This is a genomic window from Nocardioides sp. NPDC004968 (assembly GCF_040608935.1).
Taxonomy (GTDB): Bacteria; Actinomycetota; Actinomycetes; order Propionibacteriales; family Nocardioidaceae; genus Nocardioides.
The window spans coordinates 53,776-76,188 of record NZ_JBEXJF010000018.1 but is presented as its reverse complement, the minus strand read 5'-3'; the positions used below and the strand labels follow the sequence as shown (position 1 = coordinate 76,188).

17 protein-coding genes are annotated in these 22,413 nt (G+C 67.9%); 14 read left to right on the top strand and 3 right to left on the bottom strand.

Features of this window, described 5'->3' with window-relative positions; translation table 11 throughout:
• Nucleotides 1–4: 4 nt before the first annotated feature.
• The 3 genes from ABZU72_RS17565 to ABZU72_RS17555 form a co-directional block, all read right to left on the bottom strand.
• Nucleotides 5–2,794, bottom strand: coding sequence for a YfhO family protein (locus tag ABZU72_RS17565; protein ID WP_355020115.1), 2,790 nt, complete (start codon nucleotides 2,792–2,794; stop codon nucleotides 5–7).
• A gap of 81 nt (nucleotides 2,795–2,875) precedes the next feature.
• Nucleotides 2,876–3,631 carry a class I SAM-dependent methyltransferase gene (locus ABZU72_RS17560; protein WP_355020114.1) on the bottom strand — a complete coding sequence of 252 codons (756 nt, stop codon included), beginning with the start codon at nucleotides 3,629–3,631 and terminating at the stop codon, nucleotides 2,876–2,878.
• A gap of 23 nt (nucleotides 3,632–3,654) precedes the next feature.
• Nucleotides 3,655–4,761, bottom strand: coding sequence for a glycosyltransferase (locus ABZU72_RS17555; RefSeq protein WP_355020113.1), 1,107 nt, complete (start codon nucleotides 4,759–4,761; stop codon nucleotides 3,655–3,657).
• Between the two features lie 94 nt (nucleotides 4,762–4,855).
• Between ABZU72_RS17555 and ABZU72_RS17550 the strand changes: the two genes are divergently transcribed.
• The 14 genes from ABZU72_RS17550 to ABZU72_RS17485 all read left to right on the top strand — a co-directional run bounded on the left by ABZU72_RS17550 (nucleotide 4,856) and on the right by ABZU72_RS17485 (nucleotide 22,314).
• Entirely contained in the window at nucleotides 4,856–5,860 is a 1,005-nt protein-coding gene (locus ABZU72_RS17550; protein ID WP_355020112.1) for a lysylphosphatidylglycerol synthase transmembrane domain-containing protein, read from the top strand.
• Nucleotides 5,812–7,191 (top strand): hypothetical protein, encoded by a 1,380-nt coding sequence (locus ABZU72_RS17545; protein WP_355020111.1) that lies wholly within the window; start codon nucleotides 5,812–5,814, stop codon nucleotides 7,189–7,191. Before ABZU72_RS17550 ends, ABZU72_RS17545 begins: the two co-directional genes overlap by 49 nt.
• 40 nt (nucleotides 7,192–7,231) lie before the next feature.
• Nucleotides 7,232–7,786, top strand: coding sequence for a YceD family protein (locus ABZU72_RS17540; RefSeq protein ID WP_355020110.1), 555 nt, complete (start codon nucleotides 7,232–7,234; stop codon nucleotides 7,784–7,786).
• A gap of 66 nt (nucleotides 7,787–7,852) precedes the next feature.
• Nucleotides 7,853–8,038 carry a 50S ribosomal protein L32 gene (gene rpmF / locus ABZU72_RS17535; RefSeq protein WP_008358292.1) on the top strand — a complete coding sequence of 62 codons (186 nt, stop codon included), beginning with the start codon at nucleotides 7,853–7,855 and terminating at the stop codon, nucleotides 8,036–8,038.
• Between the two features lie 20 nt (nucleotides 8,039–8,058).
• Nucleotides 8,059–8,757: a ribonuclease III gene (gene rnc / locus ABZU72_RS17530; RefSeq protein WP_355020137.1), complete on the top strand. Its 699-nt coding sequence runs from the start codon at nucleotides 8,059–8,061 to the stop codon at nucleotides 8,755–8,757.
• A gap of 12 nt (nucleotides 8,758–8,769) precedes the next feature.
• Nucleotides 8,770–9,636, top strand: coding sequence for a bifunctional DNA-formamidopyrimidine glycosylase/DNA-(apurinic or apyrimidinic site) lyase (gene mutM, locus ABZU72_RS17525; protein ID WP_355020109.1), 867 nt, complete (start codon nucleotides 8,770–8,772; stop codon nucleotides 9,634–9,636).
• A gap of 322 nt (nucleotides 9,637–9,958) precedes the next feature.
• Complete coding sequence (locus ABZU72_RS17520; protein WP_355020108.1) at nucleotides 9,959–11,155, top strand: glycosyltransferase family 8 protein; 1,197 nt, start codon at nucleotides 9,959–9,961, stop codon at nucleotides 11,153–11,155.
• A 99-nt stretch (nucleotides 11,156–11,254) separates the two neighbouring features.
• Nucleotides 11,255–15,391, top strand: coding sequence for a glycosyltransferase (locus tag ABZU72_RS17515; protein WP_355020107.1), 4,137 nt, complete (start codon nucleotides 11,255–11,257; stop codon nucleotides 15,389–15,391).
• 34 nt (nucleotides 15,392–15,425) lie between these two features.
• Complete coding sequence (locus tag ABZU72_RS17510) at nucleotides 15,426–17,537, top strand: acyltransferase family protein (RefSeq protein WP_355020106.1); 2,112 nt, start codon at nucleotides 15,426–15,428, stop codon at nucleotides 17,535–17,537.
• A gap of 91 nt (nucleotides 17,538–17,628) precedes the next feature.
• Entirely contained in the window at nucleotides 17,629–18,447 is an 819-nt protein-coding gene (locus ABZU72_RS17505; RefSeq protein ID WP_355020105.1) for an FkbM family methyltransferase, read from the top strand.
• Between the two features lie 11 nt (nucleotides 18,448–18,458).
• A complete protein-coding gene (locus ABZU72_RS17500) occupies nucleotides 18,459–19,685 on the top strand; it encodes a glycosyltransferase family 2 protein (RefSeq protein WP_355020104.1) in 1,227 nt (408 codons plus the stop codon).
• An 85-nt stretch (nucleotides 19,686–19,770) separates the two neighbouring features.
• On the top strand, nucleotides 19,771–20,574 hold the full coding sequence (locus ABZU72_RS17495) for a DUF6576 domain-containing protein (RefSeq protein WP_355020103.1): 804 nt from the start codon (nucleotides 19,771–19,773) through the stop codon (nucleotides 20,572–20,574).
• A 182-nt stretch (nucleotides 20,575–20,756) separates the two neighbouring features.
• The gene (locus ABZU72_RS17490) at nucleotides 20,757–20,954 is read left to right on the top strand and encodes a hypothetical protein (RefSeq protein WP_141803713.1); all 198 of its coding nucleotides are present in this window, start codon (nucleotides 20,757–20,759) and stop codon (nucleotides 20,952–20,954) included.
• 244 nt (nucleotides 20,955–21,198) lie between these two features.
• Nucleotides 21,199–22,314, top strand: a complete 1,116-nt coding sequence (locus ABZU72_RS17485; RefSeq protein WP_355020102.1) for a polysaccharide pyruvyl transferase family protein — start codon at nucleotides 21,199–21,201, stop codon at nucleotides 22,312–22,314.
• Nucleotides 22,315–22,413: the final 99 nt, after the last annotated feature.

Genomic DNA, 22,413 nt, shown 5'->3' with positions numbered 1-22,413 from the left:
TGTTCTAGACGTCGGCATCCTTCGGGGCCGAGGAGTCGTTCCTGCTTCGCCGCCATCTGCGGAACACGGTCGGGACGAACAGGAGGCCAAGAAGGACAAGTACGCCGACTGCGGAGATCACCGCCCCGGCCCGCAGACCGGGCGCGTCATAACGGAGGGTGACGGTGTGTGCGCCGTCGGGGACCGGCACCGCGGCGAAGGCGTGGTTGCCGGCGACCAGGTCCACCGGGCGGCCGTCGACCGTCGCCGACCAGCCCGGGCGGGCGATCGAGTCGGCGACGACGAGGTAGCCGGCTCCGTCGGCGGTGACCTCGGTCGAGATCGTCTCGGCCTCGTCGCGGCGTACGTCGACCTGGGCGGTCGAGCCGGACGCGGCCGGGGTCGAGTCGTCGTCGAGGAGCACCGTGCCGGGCGCGACGCCCTCGGTCAGGCGCCGCACTCGCGTGGGCCCGTCGGTGACGACCTCGCTGGTGCCGGCCCAGCGGATCCGCGGCAGCGCGCTCGCGCGCTCGTAGACGACCGCGCCGGCCGAGGCGTGCACCACCCGCAGCCCGTCGCCCTTCTCCGGCCGGACCGCGGCGCAGACCGCGGAACCGTCGGTACGGCCGGCCAGGTGGACAGGCTTCTTCTTCCCCGAGAACGAGATGGTGACCGGCACCGGACCGGACGCGAAGCGGTGGTCGGGCACGGCGACGCGCAGCTTCTCCCCGCGCTTGAGCGGCCGGTTCACGGCGATGGCCCGCTCCGAGGTGACCTTCTCGGCGCCGGCTCCGACGCTCACCCGGACGACCGTCGGTGTCTGCGCCCGCGGCTTCAGGCCGTCGGGCACGGTGACCTCGATCCCGCGCAGGTCGCCCTGCGGGACCTGGCACGTCGCCTGTTGGCCGGGCATCACCATCAGCGGCCGCCGCTGCGCGACCGGCACCGGCGTCGGCTCGGATGCCCCGATGACCTCCATCGGCTGGGTCACCCAGTAGCGGACCGAGAGCTGGTCGAGCACCGGCTGGCGCCCCGGCGTGGGCACGTTGGCGGGGAAGTCGCTGTAGGTCGGGGACAGCTGGGCGTCCGGGCTGACCGCGGCGATCAGCGACTTCCACTCCGCCGAGGTGAACTCATGGCCGGTCGGCGTACGCAGCCGGTAGTGGTCAGCGACGCCCGTGTGCTCCCACGCCGAGGCGCCGTAGCGCTCCTCTCCCAGGTTCTTCTTCAGGAACTCGTGGGCCGGCGTGATCGGGTAGAACTCGGCACGGTCGGTCAGCGGCAGCACCTCGCGCGCGAACATCGTGCTCTGCGCGAGCACCGCCAGCACGAGCACCAGCGGCCCCAGCAGTCGCAGCCGGCCACGCAGCAGCAGCGTCGCCGCCACCGCGAGGACCGAGACCACTCCCAGCAGCGCCGGCACCCGCAGCTTCGCGGCGATGTCGGGGATCGGACGAGGGGCGCCGTCGATGTAGACGTACGCCGCATACAGGAAGTACGCAGCCACCCCCGCAGCCGCCAGCAGCAGGACCAGCGACACCACCAGACGCGGACGCCAGGACCGCCCCTCCTCATCAGCCTCATCAGCAGACCGCGACACCTCGGCCCGCTGGAGGAGACGCTCCAGCCCGATCCCGGCCAGCACCGCGCACAGGAACCCGAAGATCGAGTTCGCCCGCCCGAAGCTGTTGGAGCTGTAGCCGGGCAGCTTCTGGAGCAGCTCGAGCGGCAGCCCGCCGATCCACAGCAGCCAGGCGACCGCGGCCAGCACGACCGAGAGCAGTGCGGGCGTCGAGGGGCGGCGACTGCCGGGGAGCCTGACGATCAGGGCGCACAGCACCAGGATCAGCGCCGCGACGCCGACGAAGGAGATCGACTCGATCGGGTTGTCCTCGCCGGCCCAGAGCCCATCGACGCAGGTGCCGTAGACGTCAGGGGCGACGGTCGTCAGCACGAGACTGGCGGGCTTGACCTGATTGGGGACCCGCCCGTCGAGCCCGAGAGCGCTCATGTTGAGCGCGAAGGGGAGCACCTGGACCGCGGAGAGCGCGACCCCGAGCCCGACTCCGCCGGCGGCGACGCCGCCCGCGATCAGCGTGCGCCGCACGTCCCGCAGCGCCAGCGCCCGGACGACCACGTAGATCCCGCCCAGGGTCAGCGCGAACATCGTCACCGCCGGGAACCCACCGAGCAGCATCGCGGCGACGACCAGGCCGACCGCGGCCAGGTCGCGCGCGCCGCGCTCCCGCACCGCACGGTCCAGCGCCCACAGCAGCAGCGGGACCAGGCAGGCGACCTTGGTGTGCGGCCAGTTGGTCCACATCATCATGAACCCGGAGGTGAAGAAGACCAGGCCGGCGACCAGCGCGATGCTGCGCCGCACCCCGAGCCGGCCGAGGAACAGCACCATCCCGGCCAGCACCAGGACCAGCTCGGTGAGCTTCACCCAGGCCGGCGCCAGCCACATCGGCATCACCCAGTAGGGCCACGAGACCGGGCTCAGCACCGCGTGGTTCGGCAGCGAGGCCAGCGGCGCGCCACCCACCTCGTAGGGCGCCCAGGTCTGCCAGTTGCCGTGGCGTACGCCCTCGACGATGTTCTCGACGCCTGGCAGGTAGTAGTCCCAGGTGTCGCCGCGGCACCACAGCGTCCCTTGCGGGATCGGGCCGTCGGCGGCGTACGGCATCATCGCGTGCAGCCATCCGGTGTCCAGCAGCATGCCTTGTCCCACGAGCGCGGGACCGAAGGTCACCGCGACGAAGAGGAGAAGGAGCGCCAGGACGACGCCCGCGCGCCACCGATCGGATGGGATCACAGCCGGAAATCTATGAGTAGTCGGGAACGGGCGCCGGTAGCGCGCGCGGTAGGTCGGTCAAGTTGTCTTCTGGCCGGCGGATCAGTCGAGCCTGGTCGCGACGGCCACCAGACCGGTGCCGGTGTCGGGCCGTAGCCGCTGCAGGGCCGTGAACGGGCTGGTCGCGAGGGCGATGGCGGCGCCCTTGAGCTGACCGCTGGGCTGGAACGTACGTCCGGTCGCCCGGGTGAGCTCCTCGGGTGTGAGGTCGCCCACCTTCTCCAGCTTCCGGGCGTCGATCCGGTTGCGGACCGCCTCCAGGGCGTAGCCGAGCGGCCAGCCGTAGACGGTGATGTCGACCTCGCCAAGACCAGCCTCCTCCAGCCGGTGGGTGAGCTCCTCGGGGCTGTAGCGACGGAAGTGCCCGGCGTGCCGGTCCATCGGCCCGAACCGCTCCTGGAACGCCGGCACCGAGAGCACCAGATGCCCGCCCGGGCGGATGTGGGTGACCCACTCGGTCAGCGCCCCCTTGTCGTCCTCGATGTGCTCGAGCACCTCGAAGGCGCAGACCATGTCGTACGTCCTCCCCAACTCCAGCTCCGAGGACATCGCGTTGAGCACCGTGCCGCCCATGCATGTGATCCGCTCGTACGCCACCGCGAACGAGTCCGCGTCCGGCTCGATCCCGAGGTAGTCGGCGCGAGTGGCCAGGCGGGCTCCGAAGGCGCCCTGGCCGCAGCCGATCTCCAGCGCTGTCGTCGGCGCCAGCCGGTCGATGATCCGGCTGACGACGTCGTAGCGGAGCCAGGCGCGAGGTGCGAGCGGAGGCAGCGGGCGGTCGGTGGCGTTGAGCGTCATCTGGTTCCTGGGTCGGGGTGGATTCACGTAAGACATTCGAGGATGGGGGAGGCGACGGACTGCGGGGTGTAGTGCTCGCGAGCCTGCTCGTAGGCGGCCTCGCGGAGGCGCTGGGCCTCGTCCGGGTCGTCGGCGAGCTTGGTCAGGGCCGAGGCGAGCTCCTCGGGGCTTCCGGGAGAGACGAGCATGGCCGCGCTCTCCAGCATCCGCCGCTGGGGCGCGGTGTCGGAGGTGACGACCACGGCGCCGGCGGCGGCGCCCTGGAACGCCTTGTTGGGCACCACCCGTCGTGCCTGCGGGACGGTGCCGAAGATGCCGAGGCTCACGTCGAACCCGGCGACGAAGTCGGGCAGGTCCTCGGCGTCGACCCAGTCGACCCAGGAGACGCGCGGGTTGCCCGCCGCGAGGAGCCGAGCCTCGTCGTACTGCTGGCCCTGCCCCACCATCGTCACCTCGATCCGCTCGTCGTCGGCGAGGATGTCGAGGGCGTCGGCGATCACCGGGGCGCCGTGGGTGGGGGAGAAGAGGCCGACGAAGACCGCCTGCAGCGGCGCCTCGGTCGGCCGCTCGAGCGCCCTGGCACCCGCGTCGAACCACTCCGTGGTGGCACCGACCGGGCACACGACCGAGTGCCGGCGTACGTCCTCGGGCAGTCCGGCCTGCTGCTCGACCGTGTCCACGATGACCACGTCGGCCTGCTTCAGCGCCATCGCGTCGATCGCCTTCATCAGGCGCAGCTTCAACCCGCCGGAGCCGGCCAGCCGTCGGTTGGTTGCGACCCCGGCCGCCGAGACCATGTGGTCGAGCAGGATGGTCGAACGCGGGTGGAGGAGACGGGCCAGGTGCACGTCGAAGTGGCCCAGATAGCCGACCAGGACGGCGTCGGGACGCCCGCGCCGACGCCGACGCAGCGACTCGACGACGAGCCCGTTCCAGCAGGTCAGCAGGCGCAGCACGAGCAGCGGCAGCCGCCACGGCTGTCGCAGGATCGCCACCCTCGCCGCGGTGTCCAGGCCGAGCGGCCGGTTGACCTCGGTGACGTCCGCGCCACAGGCGCGTAAGCCCTCGATGAGTACCGCGACCCGCGGATGGGAGGCCACGTCGTAGGTGCCGAAGGCGACGATGTGCATCACCTCAACGTTAGGGTCGAGGTCAAGGAGAGATCGAGCAGCACACCCCGCATCTGAGATGTCGGCACCCGAAAAGTGCTGCCAAGGAGGACCCGTGGGCCGAGGCTGGACGAAGGCGGTGCCGCTCAAGGCGGTGGTGGTCGTGATCGTCGTCCTGGTGGCGGCGTACGCGGTCCACCGCAACGGGGACGCGCTCGTGCGGGGCTTCGAGGAGCTGCCGCCATGGGTGCTCGGGGTCGCCTTTCTGCTGACCGTGCTCGCCCAGGGTGTCGCGCTGCTGATGTGGCGGGTGGTGCTGGCCGATCTCGGCTCGCCCCTGCCGCTCGTGCCCGCGGCCAGGATCTTCTACGTCAGCCAGCTGGGGAAGTACCTGCCCGGCTCGGTGTGGACGATCGTCGGGCAGATGGAGCTCGCCCGCGCCGAGCGGGTGCCGCGGCGTACGTCCCTGACCCAGGGTGTCCTCGTGCTGGCGATCGCCGTCGGCGCCGGGGTGATGGTGTCGGTGCTGCTGATGCCGTTCCTGGGCCAGGAGACGTTCGCGCGCTACTGGTGGGCGGTCCTGCTCCTGCCGCTGATCCTGGTGGCGCTGCATCCGCCGGTCTTCGCGAAGGTCGCCGACACCGGGCTGCGGCTGCTGCGTCGTGAGCCGCTCGAGGTGCTGCCGACCTGGCGGGGGATCGGCACGGCGCTGGCGCTGCAGGGCGTGGTCTGGCTCCTGCTCGGCCTCCAGATCTGGGTGGTCGTGGTCGGCCTGGGTGGCGACCCGCTGCCCTCGTTGCTGGCCAGCGTTGGCGGCTATGCGCTCGGGTTCAGCCTGGGCATGGCCGCGATCGGGCTGCCGGCCGGCGCCGGGCTGCGCGAGGCGGTCCTGGTGGTCGCCCTCTCCGGCGTCCTCTCGCCCGGGCTGGCGCTGCTGGTCGCGCTGCTGGCCCGCGGCATCGCCGTCCTGGCCGACGTCGTCGTCGCCCTGGTCGCCGCCTTCCTGACCCGTCGCGCCGGCGACATCCCCTCACCAGCCCCACAAGCCAACGAACCACTCGGGAGATCTTTGTGCCCACCGCACGGCCCACCGCACCACAGCTCTGGACCGCCGGCCTGATCGCCAACCTCATCACCTGCGCCGGCGTGTGTGCCGGCTATGCGCTCTCCTCGCCGCTCTACGGCACCAAGGACGAGGTGGCCCATGTCGACCACGCCTACCAGCTATGGCACGGCACCCTGATCAGCATCGGCGACCCGATGCGGATGCCGCAGATCTGGGGCTACACGCTGCCCCTCGACTGGACCGGCCAGCACCCACCGCTCTTCTACCTGCTGCTGGCGCCCGTGGTCGGACCGCTCACCGACGCCGGCCACCTGCTCGCCGCCGGCATGGCCGCCCGCGGCATCGTCCTCGTGATCACCTGCCTGGTCGTGGCCGCGGTGATGTGGACGACGCGCCAGATCGTCCCCAGCCGCCCCGAGGTGTCGATCGCGGCCGGCCTGGTCACCGCGCTCAGCCCGGCCCTGACCAGGCTCGGTGGCGTCGTCTTCAACGACAACCTGTTCGTGCTGTGGGCCACCCTGCTGGTCGGCCAGACCGTCTGGCTGCTCCGCCACGGGCCCCGGACCGGCGGGCTGGTGCTCTTCGGTCTGTATGCCGCGGCCGCCCTCGGCACCCGGCTCCCCGGGGTCGTCTTCATCGGCCTGTGCGCGACGACCCTCGGCCTGGTCTGGCTCCTCGGCCCGCGCCGCGACTGGGCGGGCATCCTGCGTCTGAGTGTCGCGGTGCTCCTCGCCGTCGCCGTCAACGCGTGGTTCTACCTCCGCAACTTCCGTGCCACCGGCAACTGGTCCGGCATGCAGACCGACCTCGTCGGCACGCCCGGCGGCCCCCTGCAGGAGCGGGAGGTACGCCCCGTGCTCGACGTCGCCACCGACCCCGACATCTGGCGCCAGCTGCTGATCCCGCCGGCTCTCCAGGAGCACGTCACCATCGGTGCCGTGCTCACCCTCGCCCCGCTCGTGCTCGGCCTGGTGGTCAGCCTCCGCGCCTTGTCCCGGTCGCGACGCGAGCCCGTCCGGGTGGCGACGGCGCTGCTGCTGCTCGCCCTGACCGTGGTCACTGTCGGGATCCAGCTCAACTACGCGGCCGGTGGCGGGGGAGCGTACTGGCGCTATCTCATCCCGCTCACCGTCGTCACCAGCCTGCTCACCGCGCTCGGGCTCGCCGCCACGCCGCGCCTGGCGGGGCCGGCGGTCGCGGTCTGGGCCGCGGCGGCATTCGCGGTCTTCGCCGTCCACATCGCTCCGCCGAACCCCTCCGGCGGCGACCTGGCCACCGCACCGGTCTTCCAGTCGGCGGCCTGGGTCGCGACGGGCATCGCCGGTATCGCGTGCGTGGCCGGTGTGGTGACCGTCCTTTTGGTCGCCGTCGCCCGGTCCCGTTAAGATCTATCTGATCTGTCGTGCCCTCATCCGGAAGTGAAACATGACTGCCCTGGACCCGAGAGCGCCGCTCGTGCTCGATACACGCGAGCTCGGCCGCCGCCCGGGGTCCGAGCGTCACGTGGAGCTGACGGTGCCGGCGCCGGCGGATCTTGGTATCGAAGTCCTCTCTGTCCCCGAGGGTTCGCCGGTCGAGTTCGACCTGCGGCTCGAGGCGGTCATGGAGGGTGTGCTGGTCACGGGGACGGCTTTTGCTGTCCTCGAGGGCGAGTGCGTGCGGTGCCTGGAGCCGATCGAGGACGAAGCCGAGGTCGACATCCAGGAGCTGTACGTCTACAACGACTCTCGTGACGGCCAGGCCCCTGACGAGGACGACGAGACCAGCCGGACCGAGGGCGATCTGATCGACCTCGAGCCGGTGCTCAGGGATGCGGTGGTGCTCGCACTGCCGTTCCAGCCGATGTGCCAGGACGACTGTCCGGGACTGTGCCCCGAGTGTGGGGCGCGGCTCGCGGACGATCCCGGGCACAACCACGGCGACAAGGTCGACCCGCGCTGGGCGGGGCTGGCTTCGCTGAATGATGAGCCCAGCAACTAGAGTTCGCCAGTAACTAGGCTTCAGTAGCCGGTCGAGATCCGACCGGCCGAATAAGAGGAGAAAACAGTGGCTGTCCCGAAGCGGAAGATGTCGCGCAGCAACACCCGTCACCGCCGCTCGGCCTGGAAGGCCGTTGCGCCGACCCTGGTGACGTGCGCGAACCCCGCCTGCGGCGCCAAGCACATCCCGCACCGTGCGTGCGGCGAGTGCGGCCAGTACGGCGCTCGCGCCGAGCGTCGCCAGGTCCTCTGATCTGACACGCGGTTAGTCTCCTGACCAACTACGCCGAGCTTCGCAAAGCGCTCGGGGATCCGATCCTGGACCCCGAGCTGCTTGAGCGTTCGCTCACTCACCGGTCCTACGCCTACGAGAACGGTGGCCTGCCCACCAACGAGCGCCTGGAGTTCCTGGGCGACTCGGTGCTCGGCGTCGTGGTCACCGAGACCCTGTATCGCATCCACCCCGACCTGCCCGAGGGCAAGCTGGCCAAGCTGCGGGCGGCAGTTGTGAACGCCCGCGCCCTGGCCGAGGTCGGTCAGGCCATCGGCCTCGGCCAGCACATCAAGCTGGGCCGTGGCGAGGAGGCCACCGGTGGGCGCGAGAAGGCGTCGATCGTCTCCGACACCGTGGAAGCGGTGATCGGAGCGGTCCACCTCTCCGGTGGCATCGAGGTCTCCACCGTCCTCGTCCACCGACTCTTCGACCCCCTCATCGAGGCGGCCTCCGACCTCGGCGCCGGGCTCGACTGGAAGACCTCCCTGCAGGAGCTCGCCGCCGAGCGTGCCCTCGGTGTGCCCGAATACGTCATCACCGACGAGGGCCCCGACCACATGAAGACCTTCACCGCGAAGGTCCGAGTCGGCGAGCAGCTCTACGGCAACGGCGTCGGCCGCTCCAAGAAGGAGGCCGAGCAGGCCGCCGCGGAGACGGCCTACGGCGAGATCCAAGCCGCCGCCTCTTCTTCCGCCTGAGACGGACTGTCCTTGCCTGAGCTCCCCGAGGTCGAGGTCGTACGTGCCGGCCTCGAGCGTCACGTACTCGGCGCGAGGATCATCGCCGTCGAGGTCCTGCACCCCAGGCCCGTACGCCGCCACCTCGCCGGTGCCTCGGCCTTCGCCGAGGAGCTGAGGGGCCGCGTGCTCGTCGGCGCCCGCCGCCGCGGCAAGTATCTCTGGTTGCCGCTCGACTCCGGTGACGCCCTCATGGCCCACCTGGGCATGAGCGGCCAGATGCTCGTCCAGCCGCCGGAGTCGCCCGACGAGCGGCACCTGCGCGTCCGGATCCGTCTCGACGGGGCCGCGGAGGGTCGGGAGCTCCGCTTCGTCGACCAGCGCATGTTCGGCGGCCTCTCGATCAGCCCCGGGGGAGCCGAGCTGCCGCCCGAGATCGTCCACATCGCCCCCGACCCGCTCGAGGCCGCCTTCGACGCGGAAGCGGTCGTGGCCCGCGTACGCCGCTCATCGAGCGGCATCAAGCGGATCCTGCTCAACCAGACCGTCATCAGCGGCGTCGGCAACATCTACGCCGACGAGGCCCTGTGGCGCGCCAAGCTGCACGGCGAACGGCCGGGGGACCGGCTGACCGGCCCGAAGGTGCGCGAGCTGCTCGGCCACGTACGCGACGTGATGACCGAGGCGCTGTCCCAGGGCGGCACCTCCTTCGACGCGCTCTACGTCAACGTGAACGGCGAGTCCGGCTACTTCGAGCGGTCGCTCGCTGCGTACGGACGTGAGGGCGAGCCCTGCGATCGGTGCGGTGCCCCGATGCGCCGCACCGCCTTCATGAACCGCTCCTCCTACTTCTGCCCCACCTGCCAGCCAGCACCTCGAGTCCGCCGAATCCAGGGGTAAATAGCCCATCTGGGCTATTGCTCACGGCCCCTTCGGGGCCGCGAATATTGCAGCCCTGTGACGCTTCCGAAAATCGTCGACGAAAGTTAAGTGATCCGGATTCGGTTGGGTTAATCTCTCGGTCGTTCGTCCTGGGTGCAGCTCTGCACCAGCCGGGGGGCAGCAGACGACGCACCGCCTTGTTCGGGCTGGCGGTTTTGCCGGGTGGCGACGTGGTCATCCGGATCTCGGGGAAGACAAACCACGGCCCACCCATACCGGCACAGGCGTGAACCACACGCCCGCGCCATCGGGTTGGTCAACAGCTCGACAAGGACAACAGGTGGCTCCCCACAAGCTCGCCGTATCCGATCATGCGCCCACAACGCGCCCGCAGGATCTGGAACTACCGCAACCCCGCGTAGCCAACGCTCAGGCCGAGCAGACCCGCACCATCCCGGTCGCCATGGCCGCCGACCTCAACTACGCCAAGCCCATGTCGGTGGCGATCACGTCGTTGTTGGAGAACTCCGGGACCGACACCAGCTACGACCTGAAGATCCTGGTGGCGGAGGAGTACCCGGCGGACGTACGCGACCAGATCCTCAGCTTCGAAAATCGTTATCCAGGTAACACGATCACGTTCGTCGTCGTGGACGGCTTCGCCGACGTCAAGGTGAGCACGTCGCACCTGACCGCACCTGCGTACTTCCGGCTCAAGCTCCCTGACCTCTTCCCGGACGTCGACAAGATCATCTATCTCGACGTCGACACCGTCATCGAGAGCGATCTGTCGCCGCTCTACGCGCAGGACGTGCATGACGTCTATGTCGCCGCAGTGCCGGCTGCGGTCTACCACCTCCGGTCGCCAGAGGCGGCCCGGGCGATGGGCCTCCCGTCCTTCGACCGCTACGTCAACTCCGGGGTCATGGTGATGAACCTGGAGAAGATGCGTGAGGACGGCCTTGTCGAGGAGTTCCTCGAGCTCTCCGCCAAGGAGTTCGACTCCGACGATCAGGACATCATCAACATCGTCTGCTACGACGGCCTCCGCCATCTTCCGCTCCGCTTCAACCTGATGACGAAGTACGGTCCCAAGAACGTCGAGGAGTTCTGGAGCAGACCGGCCGTCCAGCGGGTCTGGTCCCGCGACGAGTACGACGAGGCGATGAGCTCGCCGGTCATCATCCACTTCGCGGACAAGCGGAAGCCGTGGATGGATGTCTCGGCCGACTTCGCAGAACGATGGTGGCAGTACGCGGCGATGAGCCCGATGTGCGCCGAGATCGTGGCCACTTATCTCGCCGACGCGGTCGCCGAGGCAGCCGGGACCGCCTCGACCGTCCGCAAGCGGCTGCGAAACCGGGTGGTCACCCTCGAGCAGGAGCTCCAGGGCCGTGATCAGGAGCTCGCCGACACCCGCGGCTCGGTGTCCTTCAGGATCGGGTCCCTGATGACGTCCGGACCTCGCGTCATCCGCAACTCGCTCAAGCGAGACGTCCGCCCGCCACAGCCCCGAGCCCGCGTCGTCGAGAAATAGCCCGGCGCTGCGGCGCGCCGTGAGCCGGCTCGATCGCGAAACCAGACCAAACGCGGGACCGCCCGCACTGTCGTCACCCCAGAAACACAAGGAGGAACCATGCCTGCCGGTATGGGCGAGCAGCCGATCAACAAGCTCGGGCTGCGTCATCGGATGGTGCGCGTCGCGGAAGTGGACGGCGAACACAAGCTGGTGCTGTTCGGTCGTCCGACCAGCGGCGGTCCGGTCCTCTCCCGCTACACCCGCCTCCTGGACCGAGAGTCGGGTCTGAACGCGAAGATCGAGCGCCTGCGCGCCCGGCTGGGCGAGCCTGCGGGCGACGAGCCGGACAGCGGGCGGCCGTACTATCTCAAGCCCGACAGTGCTGAGCGGCTCAGCGTCGAGGAGATGGTCGAGACCCTGGCCGCGTACGACGTCGTCTCGTTCGATGTGTTCGACACGGCGCTGTATCGAGCGGTGGAGTTCCCGAAAGACGTCTTCCGGATCTTGGGGTCGAGGCTCGGCATCGACCGGTTCCCGAGCATCCGCAGGCAGGCAGAGGATCACGCGCGCCGGGAGAACGACAACCACAAGGGGTCCCGAGAGGTCACCCTCCGTGAGATCTACACCGTGATGGCGGAACGTTACGGCGCGGATCCGGAGTGGGAGATGCTCGAGCGGGACCTCGAGATCGAGCTGGCCGAAGCGAACCCGTACATCAAGGAGGTCTTCGATCGGCTCCTCGCCCAGGGCAAGACCATCGTGTTCACCTCCGACATGTACCTCCCGCGGGAGGTCATCGAGGAGATGCTCGTCCGCAACGGGTTCGCGGGCTACGAGAAGATCTACCTGTCGAACGAGTACCTCCGCCGTAAGGGCGACGGCACGCTGCAGCAGGTCCTCCTGGAGTACTACGGCAGCGAGACGTCGATCGTCCACGTCGGCGACAATCTCGAGGCAGACGTCGAGCAGTCCGAACGAGTCGGTCTTCCGGCCGTGTACAACCAGGACCAGCGAAGGTTCGTTCGGGAGCCGTACATGGAGACGCTCGCGGGCAGCTTCTACGGGGCGGCCCTCAACAACTCGATCGCCTCCGGCACCTGGACCGAAGGCCTGCACTACACGCACGGCTACCGTGTCGGCGGCGTTCTGGCCGCGGGCTTCTGCGAGTTCCTCGAGTCGGTCGTACGCGAGAAGGGCATCGACCGGATCCTGTTCTGCGGGCGCGACTGCGACGTGATCTCGCGCGTCTACGACCGTTTCTACGGCAGCGCGGACGGCGTCTACATCGACATCTCCCGCTACGCGGCCGCCGGGATCACGCTCGACCTGAACTTCGACGACTTCGTCGGACGCTCCTTCTTCCGCTGGTTCAAGGAGTCCAACAACACCAAGACCATCGAGCAGCTCCTGATCGACACCGGGTTTGACTACCTGCTGCCGTACCTCGACAAGGCAGACATCGAGCGGTTCCTGTTCCCGGCCAGCGCCACTCGGCGACGTCTGGAGCAGTTCTTCTGGGACCACAAGCACGTCATCGAGGAGCACAACCGCACCAGCGTCGATGCGGCGAAGGAGTACTTCAGTGCGGCCGTCGGCGATGCCAAGCGGGTTCTGATCGTCGACATCGGTTGGAGCGGCACCTGCATCACCGCCCTACGACACTTCTTCCGCACCGCATTGGCTGACCGCGCTCTCGAGGTCTCCGGCGCCCTGATGTGTACGAGCCGCACGGAACAGGTCACCGACACGGTGTCTGACGGCTTCATCAGCGCATATGCCTACTCGCCGTTGGCAAACCTGGACCTCGCGAGGTTCATGATGCCCGGCGGACCGAAGGCGGCGCGCAAGACGGACCTGCTGCACCACCCGCTCGAGTACCTGTTCACGGAGGTTGCCTCCAGCGTTGTGGGCTACGGGTTCGAGGAAGGCCGGGCTGTCGCCCTCCGTGGGAACAACGCTCCGCCCAACGTCGAGCAGATCACCGAGATGCAGCGCGGGATCGTCGACTTCGTCGAGGCGTACCTGGCCCGCTCCAAGAACTACCGCGACATCCGCCCGATCTCTCCCTATGTCGCGTTCAATCCGTTGAAGGCGGCGATCGAGAACGAGTCGTACTCCTACGACGTCTACAAGGACTTCCTCTACGACGCCACACCAGCTCTGTTCGGCGAGGAGACGCATACCGAGCGATTCGGTGACCTGTTCGACCTCGGTGGGCCGAGCCAGGCTCTCGAGCCTGGTGCCGCCTCGGAGGACTCCGCTCAGGTCTCGCGGTCGCGCCGCATCGTGTTCGTGTCGCCGGAGATGACCTACACCGGCACGCCCCGAAGCCTGCACCGGATGTGCAAGGTCGCGATGTCGCTGGGGTACGAGCCGGTGGTCTGGACCGCGAAGCCTGGCCCTTTCTCGAAGGAGTTCGCAGCTCTTGGCATCTCCGTGAAGGTGATGCGCGCCGGCCAGCTGGGTCCGAAGCGGATCAACAAGCTCATCGAGAGTGGCGTCGAGCTCGTCGTCTGCAACACGGTGGCGACGGACGACTACGTGCGCGCACTGGAGGGCAGGATCCCGCTCGTCTGGTACGTCCGTGAGGCGACCAACCTTCCTGACTTCTTCGCCGCAGCCCCGGAGCGTCAGGAGACGCTTCGCCAGAGCCGCAGCATCTGCGTGGTCAGCGAGTACGCCGCGGCAGCCGTCGCGGAGCACGCCGAAGGGCCTGTCGAGGTAGTGCGTAACAGCGTCGTCGACGTCTCGGAGTACGCACAGCAGTACGAGATCGCCGCCGGCGGCAAGTTCAAGTTCGTCCAGCTCGGCACCATCGAGCACCGCAAGGGATACGACGTCTTCATCGCCGCCTACAAGGCCATGCCGGAGGAGTATCGGGCTCGCGCAGAGCTGCACTTCGCGGGCGGGTTCATCAACAGCGGTACGTCGGTCAGTTCCTACGTTTTCGGCCAGATCGCAGACGAGGAGAACATCCAGTACCACGGTGTGATCTCCGACGAGCGAAAGAAGATCGAGCTCCTTTCGCAGATGGACACCGTGGTCGTCGCGTCGCGCGATGAGTCGTGCTCGCTGGTGGCGCTCGAGGGAGCGATGCTGTCCAAGCCCTTGATCGTGACGGAGAACGTCGGCGCCAAGTACATGGTCAGCAACGCGAACGGCCTGGTGGTCGACACCGGTGACGTGATGTCGCTCCGCGCCGCCTTCATGGCCATGATGGACAAGGAAGCCTCGACGCTCGAGAAGATGGGCAACGCGTCCCGCAGGGCGTATGACGAGCGGGCCAGCATGGATGCGTACACCAAGGACCTCGGAGCTCTCTTCGAGCGCCGAATCGCCGCTGGGGCCGGCCGCAGGATCCAGCCGGTCATGTCGAAGGCTGAGCGACGCCGTGGACGAGTTCCTTCAGCGACGCGGGACGTGGTGGTGTCACTGACCTCGATTCCTCACCGGATGCTCACCATCGGCCAGTGCATCGACTCTCTCGTGGAGCAGACGAAGCGGCCCGACAAGGTGCTCCTGTGGCTCTCCACCGAGAACTTCCCCAACCGCGAGGCCGATGTCCCGAACGAGGTCCTGGAACGTCAGGACGACTGCTTCCAGATCCACTGGGTCGACGGCGACATCGCGCCGCACAAGAAGTACTTCTACGCGGTGCAGGAGTATCCCGACGCACTCGTCGTCACCGTCGATGATGACGTCGTCTACGACGAGAACCTTGTCGAGACCCTGTACGAGGGCCACCTTGCGAACCCGCAGGCCATCATCTGCCAGCGGGCCAACCTGGCCATGTTCCGGCCGGACGGCACCCTTCGTTCCTACGACGGGTGGGTCTACGACTGCAACTACCTGCGTGGCAAGGCGAGCTACCAGCTCCTTCCGACGGGGATCGGCGGGGTGCTCTACCCGCCGCACTCGCTGCCCGCAGCGACCTTCGACCTCGAGGCGATCACTGAGACCGCGCTGTACGCCGACGACCTCTGGCTCAAGGCGATGGCGACCGCCAACGGCTACCCGGTCTGGATGCCGCGCGAGCGCGCCGGCTACCAGCAGATCCAGGAGGCCCAGACCGTCGCACTGTGGCGTCGCAACGCGTTCCAGGGCAACAACGACCTCGTGCTGGAGAAGGTGTTCGGCCACCTCGAGCATGGCGTGGGTGTCTCCCGTGATGCGCTGCTGCAGCGCATCCGAGGTGTCGCGGACGACGGTCGCGTGATCGGCCCGGACGACGTCGACACGGCGCCGCTTCTCTGACGGCCATGACGATGCACATGGACGAGAGGGCTTCATGACGACGGCGACGAGGACGCGGTCGGCGGATGCGCGTACGGCGTCGAGTGCGCAGGTGCGGGCAGGTGCGTTCCGGCCAGACATCCAAGCGCTGCGCGCGATCGCGGTCCTCTCCGTGTTCGCCTACCACCTCGCTCCGGGCCGACTGAGTGGTGGGTACATCGGTGTTGACGTTTTCTTCGTCATCTCGGGGTTCCTCATCGGGAGTCACCTGCTTCGTGAGATGGAGACGACCGGCCGTATTCGCCTGGGCGCGTTCTGGGCGCGGCGAGCGAAGCGGCTTCTGCCGGCATCGCTCCTCGTCCTGCTGGTGAGCGCGGTCGCGACGTTCATCTGGGTGCCGCGAAGTCTCTGGTCGCAGTTCCTGACCGAGATCGGCGCATCGAGCCTGTATATCGAGAACTGGCGGCTCGCCTGGGCGAGCGTGGACTACCTCGCCGCCGACAACGAGCCTTCCGCGGTTCAGCACTTCTGGAGCCTCTCCGTCGAGGAGCAGTTCTACGCGTTCACACCGCTTCTGCTGCTCTTCGTGGTGCTGCTCTCCCGGTTGATCGGCCCGAGGTCGTACGTCACGACCCGGGGACTCGCCGGATCGCTGTTGGCGCTCATCGCCGGCGCCTCCTTCACCTACGGCGTCTGGCTTACTGCGAACACCCCGGAGGCATACTTCTCCACCTTCACCCGCGCGTGGGAGTTCGCCGCCGGAGTTCTCATCGGGTTGTTGCCGATGATCGCTTCGAGGAGGGCGCGCGCTCTGGGGGTGGCGCTGGGCCTTGCCCTGATCGCGACGGCAGCGACGCGCTACACCAGCGCCACGCCATTTCCAGGGGTCGCCGCCCTGGTTCCGGTGAGCGGCGCCGCACTCGCCATATGGCTCGGCCGGGGAACGTTCCTCGCACGCGTCGGAACATGGCGACCCGTGTCCATCGTCGGAGACACCTCGTATGCCATCTACCTCTGGCACTGGCCGCTCATCATCCTGCTGCCGTACATCACCGGTGCGCCCCTGAACGTGGGGACGAAGCTGCTGATCCTCTGCGTGACATTCCCGCTCGCATGGCTCAGTACGACCCAGTGGGAGAACCGTGTGCGCTTCTCCGCAAGGCTTCTTGGCGGCCGCTCTCCGCTTTCGGTCGGCCTGTGGAGTGCTGCGGCAATGGTGGTCGTGCTGGTCGTCGCTGCTACTGGGCTGACAGTGCAGGCGATCAGCGCAGCGGAGTCGGAACGGGAGGCGAACACCCTGCTCGCTCGGAATCTGCCCTGTCTGGGCGCAGCCGAGCTCGCCGACCCGGACTGCGAGAACCCCGATCTGGACGGCGTTCTCGTCCCGAACCCGTCCGACCTCGCAACGGACCAGGCGAACCGAGGCGAATGCTGGTCGAGCTCGGCCGCCAAGACCGGTGACGTCGTCATGTGCCACCTCGGCCCGAAGACCGGCTACAGCAGGCGGCTGCTTGCGGTCGGCGACTCCCACAACGACCAGCTGGTCGGGGCGTACGAGGACATCGCGCACGAGTACGGGTGGCGGATCGATGTTGCTGGCCGAGTCGGCTGTTACTGGACGGAGTCGGATCTCCAGAAGAACAGCACCGCAGACCATCGGATGTGCCAGGAGTGGCGGCGTGGCATCAGCGCGTATGTCGAGAACGCCGTTGACCTGGACGCGATCCTCACCTCCAAGGCGCGAAACTCCTCTCCGATACTGACCGGTGGCGATGTGACGACGTCTGTCGCAGAGACCGCTGACGGGTTGGCCCGCGCGTGGGCGCACCGGCCGGCCCCTCGAAAGGTGCCGGTCATCGCGATCGAGGACAACCCGGCGATGCCAGAAGGAACGATGGCCTGCGTGGAGGCGCAGCTGCTCGACGCAGCTTCAGCGTGTGCGCAGCCGCGCAGGAAGGTCCTTCCGCCGTCGGGACTGGCAGAGGCCGTGGCCATCGACCCGAACGCGGTGTTGGTGGACCTGACGGACCTCTATTGCGAATCGAAGTTCTGTCGGCCGGTCGTCGGTCACGTCATCGTCTACCGTGATGACGGTGAACACCTGACCCTCACCTACACGCGAACCCTTGCGCCGTACCTGGGCCGCGCCATCGAAGACGCCTTGTGACAGACCTAGAGCGTCGCGGAACCAGTTCCGTCCCATCTTTGCGCTGCGAAAGTGATCACGAATGATTGACAGCTCGACATCCTCGGACCGTATGACGGCGATCGAGGTTGAGGGACGGAGCTACGCGGTCTGTGTTCCACATGCCGCAACGGACTACATCCAGTCGAACCTGGTGCGAACCGGCCGTCCCTACGAGGAGCAGATGCTCGAGGCGATGGTTGCTGCTCTCGAGCCAGGTGACCTCGTGATCGATGTCGGGGCGAACATCGGCAACCACACGCTGTACCTGGCGGTGATCGGAGGGCTCCGCATCGTCGCGTACGAGCCAAACCCTGAGCTGGTCGCCGGAATCAGCGCCAGTGTCGAGGCCAACGGCCTCGGTGACCGTGTCGTCGTCCGTGACGTGGGCGTCCATGCGAAGTCCGCACGCGGCACGATGGCGGACCTCGATGCGACGAATCTGGGGGCCCAGTCCGTCGCGGTGTCGGACGTCGAGGGCGACTTCGCGGTCGTCGCTCTCGACGACGAGCAGTTTCCGGCCCGGGTGGCGGCGATCAAGATCGACGTCGAAGGCGCCGAGATCGACGTGCTCGGCGGCGCGGCCGAGCTCATCGCCCGGGACCGACCGCTCCTGTACGTCGAGTGCGGAACGCTGGCGGGATACCAGAAGGTCTCCTCCTGGATGAGTCGAATGGGCTACGCCCAGACAGGCACCTACAACCTCACTCCGACCCACGTCTTCCGCCCCGCCACGGGATCACCCGAGGAGGCAGAGGTGGTTGCGGCGCTGGTGACGGCGACCGAGGAGATCTACCGCCTCAATTCGTTGAAGCGGTCGCTCCGTGACCAGATCAGCGAGCTCGAGAAGCGGGACCGCCAGTCGGCCGCGGAAAAGGACCTCCCGCTGTGAGAAGTGCTCGGGTGCGCTCCGTCGGGGAACGGATCGGCGTGACGGACTGGCGCCAGCGGACGGACGCCGGGGTTCGTCGGGCGAGGGGGCTGCTGCGGGGCAGGCCGACGCTCAGCGTGGTCGTGCCGGTCTACAACGTGGCGGAATACGTCGAGAAGAGCCTGCGCAGCATCCTGGACCAGCCGCGGAACGAGATCTCGAAGCTCGAGGTGGTCGTCGTCGACGACGGCTCGACCGACGGGTCGGCGCAGATCCTGCGGCGGCTTGCCGCCGAGGAAGCCTGCGTCACCGTCATCACCCAGCCGAACTCGGGAGTCTCCCGCGCGCGTCACACCGGGATCGACGCGGCGACAGGAGAACTGCTGACGTTCGTCGACCCTGACGACACCCTGCCGCACGATGCCTGGTCGGCGATGGTGCGGTCGCTGCGACGTACGGGCTCGGACTTCGCGGTCGGTGCGGCCGAGCGGGTCGCGGTCGAAGGCGGGGTGGAACGCAGGTTCACGACACCGCTGATGCGTCGCAACCACGCGGAAGAACGGCTCAGGTGCCGGATCGAGGACGCGCCGCTGATGCTCGCCGACATCTTCGTCTGGAACAAGATCTTCCGGCGGTCGTTCTGGACGGAGAACGCGATCGCCTTCCCCGAGCGCACTCGCTACCAGGACCAGGTCGCGCTCACCCAGGTGTTCCTCGCCGCCGACTCCTTCGACGTCATGACGGAGATCGTCTACGACTGGCAGGTCCGGTCCGACCGGTCCTCGGCGACGCAGCGGCGTGCGCAGATCGCGAACCTCGTCGAGCGGATCGACACCAAGCGCCAGACCGTCGAGCTCGTACGCGCGGCCGGCTCGGCGAAGCTCATGGAAACCCTGCTCGTCGAGGTCCTGCCGATCGACATGTGGGAGCACTTCCGCGCGGCCGTCCACCCGGACACCGAGGACCCGAGCCGCTACTGGAAGCTGCTGCGCGGCGCCGTCCTGGAGTTCTGGTACGACGCCGGCGTTCCGTTCGAGAACACGGCGGTCCCACGTGCTCAACGGCTGATGGCATGGCTGGTCGCCCAGGACCGTGCCGAGGACCTCGTCGCGCTGATCGCGATGATCGACAGGTACGGCGCCCGGGCGGCCTTTCGGCAGCATCCGTGGCGCAACGACCCGGCGCTGCCCCCGGATCTGGGCAACATCGAGCAGGTCGGTGGGAGTGCCCTGCTGACGCGGCAACCAATGCGTGGATAGGCTCGGCCCCGTGCGAGAACGTTTCCGGTTGACCCCAGGCGGTCGTTACCCCCACGAGCCTTGGTTCCACATCGGTTCATTGGGGGTGACCACGACGTGGCTCGTGGTCTTCGCGAGCATCGTCGGGCTGATTCTCTTCGCCGTGATGGGTGGACAGGGTGTGCTGGCCGGGCTGGCCCTGATCCAGCCCAACCTCGCCGAGCTCAAGCTGTGGACGCTGTTCACCTGGCCGTTCGCCTACCCGCAGTTCAGCATCTTCGACGTCCTGGCGATCTTCTTCTTCTGGTACTTCGGCTCCGACCTCGAGCGCAACGAGCTCGGCAAGGTTCGGTTCGCCTGGCTGCTGGTGGCGTTCACCGGGGTGCTCTCGTTCCTGGCTGTCCTCTTCGGCGCGGTGCTGGACCCGACGTACGTTCTCGCCGGTCTCGGGATGCTCGAGATGATGGTGGTGCTGCTGTGGATCGCGCAGTGGCCCGACCGGATGTTCATGTTCAACATCCCGGCCTGGCTCTTCGGTGTGATCCTCGTCGGCATCCAGCTGATCCAGTACCTCGGCTACCGCAGCTGGGTGATGCTGCTGGTCTTCGTCGTCGGCCTCTTCGTCAACGCCTTCGTGGCGCGTCAGTTCGGGCTGCTCGACCGGTTCCCCTGGATCCCGCAGGTGGCTGGCGGCCCCGGCCAGCCGAAGCCGGCGAAGCCCGCCAAGGCCAAGAAGCGTAAGTCGGGCCCGACCGTTGTCACCGGTCCCTGGGAGTCCTCGACCGTCTCCAAGGACGACCAGCGGATGGATGAGCTCCTCGACAAGATCCACGCCGAGGGGGCCGACTCGCTGACCAGCAAGGAGAAGAAGGAGCTCATGCAGCTGCGGGAGCGCCGACGCCGCGGCTGAGGCGGAGATCAGCCGAAGTTGAGTGCGGTCCACTCAAGTTTCGGCCGTATTCGCGGTGAATGCATGGTCGGAGGTCCCGGCTTTGGACGCGTGACGTTGACGCTTGTCGATAACGGTGTCACTCTTGTAGACGGCCCGGTATCGCGGGAACTTCTAGTGATTCCAACGAAGGAAACGTATTCATGGCGAAGGCGCTGATCGGTTACATGAGCAGCGACCTGCGGACTCCCGCCCACCTCACCGCCGAGAATGCTCGGTTGCGTGCACGTGTGCGTGAGCTCGAGGATCTCGTTCTCACTCTGAAGACGGAGAACGACGCTCTGGTCGCGGCTCACACCGCAGACCTGGACACCTCGATGCAGGAGATGCAGCCCGCCTGACCTGCGGGCAACTCTGCAACACCATGAGCGAGAGCCATTTCTCGTTCAGGGGGAACCGACTCTGGTATTCAGGGTCGGTTTCAGCCTTTTTCGGGGTCTCGACGAGCTCGACCACCGGGGTAGATGGTCGCCGAGCGTTCACCTCAGGTTCGGCCGATGGGCGTCGGGGACAACCCGGCGTCGCTACGCTCGCGCGGTTCGCCGCCGTCGGCGGCCCGTTTCGTGATCCCCCAGGAGCTCTCCGTTGTCCTCGTTGCGCCATCACCCGGTCCTGCGGTCCGCGGCTCGCCGCCTTCCCGCCCCGCTCAAGGAGCAGATCAGGGCGGCGCTGGCCCGCCGTGAGCGACGGGGCCGCAAGCCGGTCATCGGTCTCGCCGGGTTCTTCGGGGCGGGCAACTACGGCGACGAGCTGTTCCTGTCGGTCTACGAGCAGTACTTCGGCGAGGAGTTCGAGCTGCGGGTGCTGGCCGACAACATGACCAAGCCCTACTACGACCGGCCGCTGCCCGAGATCGTCGACGAGGTGGACGCCATCCTCATCGGGGGCGGGGACATCCTGCAGTCGTGGCAGGCGGACCCGCGCTACTTCAACCACAAGATGCTGGCCAAGCCGGTCTTCGTGGTCGGTGTCGGGGTCCCGATCTACCGCAACACCGAGATCAAGCCCCACATCATCGAGAGGCACAAGAAGTTCCTCGAGCACCCGAACGTGAAGTTCATCGGCGTACGCGACCAGCCGACCGCCGACTGGATCCTCGACAACATCTCCGCCGACCTCGACATCAAGGTCGCTCCCGACATGGTCTGCTCGCTGGACCTCCCTCCGGCGACCAAGCCCGAGGGGGCGCCGATCCTCGGCGTGGTCACCCGCTACCGGCCCAACCTGGACGAGCCCGACGACTACTCACGCGTCGAGGAGATGGCCGGCAAGGCGATCGCGGAGGGGTGGCGCGTACGCCACCTCATCCTCGGCACGATGGAGGTCGGTAGCCGCGACGTGGCCAACGCCGACGACCTCGACATCCCGGGCAAGGAGGTCGTCTACACCGAGGACCTCGACGAGCTCACCCGGGCGATCGGGGAGTGCACCGCGTTCGCGAGCATGAAGTTCCACGGCTCGGTGGTGGCCACGATGTACGGCGTGCCGTCGATCGTGATGATCGCGACCAACAAGAACCGCAACTTCATGAAGCGCATCGGGCTGGAGGCCAACGTCTCCGCCTTCGACGCCGCCGACCTGGCCGAGCGGTTCACCGAGCGCGTCATCCCGGACCCCGAGGCGGTCGCTGGTCTGCGTACGGCCGCGGACGCCCATCTGCGGGAGCTGCGGGCCGAGGTGAAGCGGACGTTGGGGCTCTGACTCCGACTGTCGTGGGGGCCGAGGTCCCCAGATCGGCAGGCCCGGCGGGTTATCCTCGACCCGCTGGGGTTCCCCTGAGCAGCGGCGATTAGATTTGCT

Bases quoted from the DNA above. Each gene is read 5' to 3' on its own strand.
- ABZU72_RS17515 (WP_355020107.1), top strand. From the start codon at position 11,255: ATGCCTGCCGGTATGGGCGAGCAGCCGATCAACAAGCTCGGGCTGCGT.
- ABZU72_RS17540 (WP_355020110.1), top strand. From the start codon at position 7,232: ATGACTGCCCTGGACCCGAGAGCGCCGCTCGTGCTCGATACACGCGAG.
- ABZU72_RS17505 (WP_355020105.1), top strand. From the start codon at position 17,629: ATGACGGCGATCGAGGTTGAGGGACGGAGCTACGCGGTCTGTGTTCCA.
- ABZU72_RS17510 (WP_355020106.1), top strand. From the start codon at position 15,426: ATGACGACGGCGACGAGGACGCGGTCGGCGGATGCGCGTACGGCGTCG.
- ABZU72_RS17555 (WP_355020113.1), bottom strand. From the start codon at position 4,761: ATGCACATCGTCGCCTTCGGCACCTACGACGTGGCCTCCCATCCGCGG.
- ABZU72_RS17490 (WP_141803713.1), top strand. From the start codon at position 20,757: ATGGCGAAGGCGCTGATCGGTTACATGAGCAGCGACCTGCGGACTCCC.
- ABZU72_RS17560 (WP_355020114.1), bottom strand. From the start codon at position 3,631: ATGACGCTCAACGCCACCGACCGCCCGCTGCCTCCGCTCGCACCTCGC.